This is a genomic window from uncultured Aquincola sp. (assembly GCF_964001545.1).
Classification (GTDB): Bacteria; Pseudomonadota; Gammaproteobacteria; order Burkholderiales; family Burkholderiaceae_C; genus Aquincola.
In genome coordinates this window covers 1-2,551 of the sequence record NZ_CAXFDV010000161.1, presented here as the reverse complement: position 1 = coordinate 2,551, position 2,551 = coordinate 1, and the positions used below count along the sequence as shown (strand labels likewise).

The following is a 2,551-nucleotide window of genomic DNA, read 5'->3' as shown; positions in this document are numbered from 1 at the left end:
GGCCTGCACCCAGGCCACCTCGCCCCGCACGCCACGCACCGGCAGCGCGGGCCGGGCGCCCAGGCCGCGCACGTCGAACACATGGTCGAAGCGGCGGCCGTCCAACCGGCCTGGCTCGGCGGTGGTCACCGGCTGCTGCCAATGCCAGCGCACGCCCTGCGCGGTGGCGGCCTCGGCCAGGGCCAGCATCGCCTGCACCGCATGCACCTGGCCTTCACCGGGCAGCAGCCAGGCCAGCGCGGGGCCATGCACCGCGGGCTCCAGTTCGGCCAGTTGCGGCAGGCTCAAGGGTTGCGGGCCGGGCCAGGTGCCTGACCGCGCGAGGCCAGCGGGCGCCTCTTCCACATGGCCGCCGGTGCCCGCCACCGCGGCGCCCCTGGCCGCCAGCACCGACAGCAAGCGCTGCGCACTGCCCGCATCGGCGCGGTGCGCCAGCAGCAGGCTGCCCTGGCGCCGAAAGTCCACTTGTCTAGGCAACCTGGGCAGCCACTCTGCCCACAGGTCCAGGCTGCGCCAGCCGCGCCGGGCAGTGGCCAGGTCGGCGGTTTCCAGCTCGGCGATGGGGCTGAGCATGCCGGCCGCCGTCCAGCCTGCGGCGTGGGGCGGGGTGCGGTCGTCGGGCCCGGCGGCTGGGTCGAACACGTCCACCGCATGCCCGGCCGCCGACAGTCGCCAGGCCAGCAGACGGCCCAACAGTCCGGCGCCGGCAATGCCGATGTGGCGTCCCTTCATCGCAAGCCCCCGGGCCGGATCTTGTGCATGGCCCGCGGTGCATGGCCATGGTTCAAGGGGCCGTTGCCAGCACCGGTCTGAACGTCGGCGCCGTGGCGCAGCGCCTGCTGCACAAAGGCATGCGCGGCGCCCACCGCATCGGCCAGGCCCAGGCCCAGCGCCAGGTGAGCCGCCACGGCCGAGGCCAGCGTGCAGCCGGTGCCATGCAGGTTGCGGCTGTGGATGCGCGCGGCGGTGAAGCGGCGGTGCAGCCCCTCGCGCGACTTCAGCACGTCCACCACCTGCTCGCCGGGCAGGTGCCCGCCCTTCAGCAGTACGGCCTGCGCACCCAGGGCCAGCAGCCCGTCGGCCGCCGCGTCCAGCTCGTCCACCGAGACGATGGCGCGGCCCAGCAGCAAGGCAGCTTCGTCCAGGTTGGGCGTGATCAGCGTGGCCCGCGGCAGCAGTTGCTGCACGATGACCTGCACCGCATCGCGGTCGATCAGCGCGTCGCCACTGGTGGCGATCATCACCGGGTCCAGCACCACCGGCGCCAGCACATGGCGGTCGATGGCCGCGGCCACGCAGCGCACCGTCTCGGCCGCATGCAGCATGCCGATCTTCACCGCGTCGGTGCCGATGTCTTCCAGCACCGCGTCGATCTGCGCGGCCAGCACGGCCACCGGCACCGCATGGATGGCACGCACGCCGCACGTGTTCTGGGCCGTGATGGCGGTGATGGCGCTGGTGCCGAAGCAGCCCAGCGCGACGAAGGTCTTCAGGTCGGCCTGGATGCCGGCGCCGCCACCGCTGTCGGAGCCGGCGATGGTGAGCACCCGCGCATAGCGCGCCATCGCGGCGCCAGCGGGTTCGGGCAGGTCGGTGGTCATCGGCATCCTTCGGCATGCGGGCATGCCGGGGCCGGAAGATGGACCGGCCTGGGGATGTCCGTCAGATGGCCGGCGCTGCTTCCCTCCGCTGGCATGACCCAGTTCAGGTTCAAAGGGTGTTTCTCAGTCGTGCGGCGCACGACACCCCTAGCAAGCCCCGATTATGGCCACAGCGGCCGGTGCGAAGAAATGTGAAGCCCCGCCTACAATCGCGGCCGCCGCAGCCCCCGGGCCGCGGCACTTCGCTGGGGGTGTTGGCCTGCGCAGGCAGGCCGACTGAGACAGTCCCTTTGAACCTGATTGAGGTAATCCTCGCGCAGGGAAGCCGACGGACCGCGGTCCGCCGCACCGCTCACGCCGGTGCCGCACGCCACGCCGCTTTGCACCCTGCCATCGACCTGAGACCACGATGGCTTCCGCTGTTTTCCGCTTTTCGTTCACCACGCTGGCTGCCGCCGCCAGCCTGTCCATGCTGCCTGCCCAGGCCCAGTCCACCGATGCCCAGACCATCGAGGTCACCGGCCGCGTGCTCACCAACGCGCCGGGCATCGGCGGCTTCGGCAACGCGCCGTTGTCCAAGGTGCCGTTCGCGGGCGCCGTGGTCAGCACCACGGCGTTGAAAGACCTCGGCGTTACGCGACTGTCCGACCTGACGCGGCTGGACGCCAGCCTGTCCGACGCCTACAACTCCGAGGGGTACTGGAGCTTTTTGTCGGTGCGCGGCTATGTGCTGGACAACCGCTTCAACTACCGGCGCGACGGCCTGCCCATCAATGCCGAGACCGCCATCGGCCTGGCCAACAAGGAACGCATCGAGGTGCTCAAGGGCACCAGCGGCATCCAGGCCGGCACCAGCGCGCCCGGCGGGCTGGTGAACTTCGTGGTCAAACGGCCTGATGGCAACGTGCGCAGTGCCGGCCTCAGCTGGCGCGAGAACGGCATCGTGGGGG

General features: G+C 71.5%; 3 protein-coding genes and 2 riboswitches. Of the genes, 1 reads left to right on the top strand and 2 read right to left on the bottom strand.

Going from position 1 to position 2,551, the window contains the following annotated elements; translation table 11 throughout:
* The coding region (locus ABNT58_RS05350; protein WP_348752471.1) for an FAD-dependent oxidoreductase at window positions 1-732 on the bottom strand (732 nt) is incomplete at its 3' end.
* Window positions 729-1,601: a bifunctional hydroxymethylpyrimidine kinase/phosphomethylpyrimidine kinase gene (gene thiD / locus ABNT58_RS05345; RefSeq protein ID WP_348752470.1), complete on the bottom strand. Its 873-nt coding sequence runs from the start codon at window positions 1,599-1,601 to the stop codon at window positions 729-731. The genes thiD and ABNT58_RS05350, both read right to left, overlap by 4 nt.
* A 63-nt stretch (window positions 1,602-1,664) precedes the next feature.
* Window positions 1,665-1,760, bottom strand: a riboswitch (TPP riboswitch).
* A 78-nt stretch (window positions 1,761-1,838) separates the two neighbouring features.
* Window positions 1,839-1,941, top strand: a riboswitch (TPP riboswitch).
* A 69-nt stretch (window positions 1,942-2,010) separates the two neighbouring features.
* Here thiD and ABNT58_RS05340 point away from each other — a divergent pair.
* On the top strand, window positions 2,011-2,551 hold a 541-nt coding region (locus tag ABNT58_RS05340; protein WP_348752469.1), incomplete at its 3' end, for a TonB-dependent receptor plug domain-containing protein.

Excerpts from the sequence above, each read along its gene's own strand:
- thiD (WP_348752470.1), bottom strand. The coding sequence starts at position 1,601 with ATGACCACCGACCTGCCCGAACCCGCTGGCGCCGCGATGGCGCGCTAT.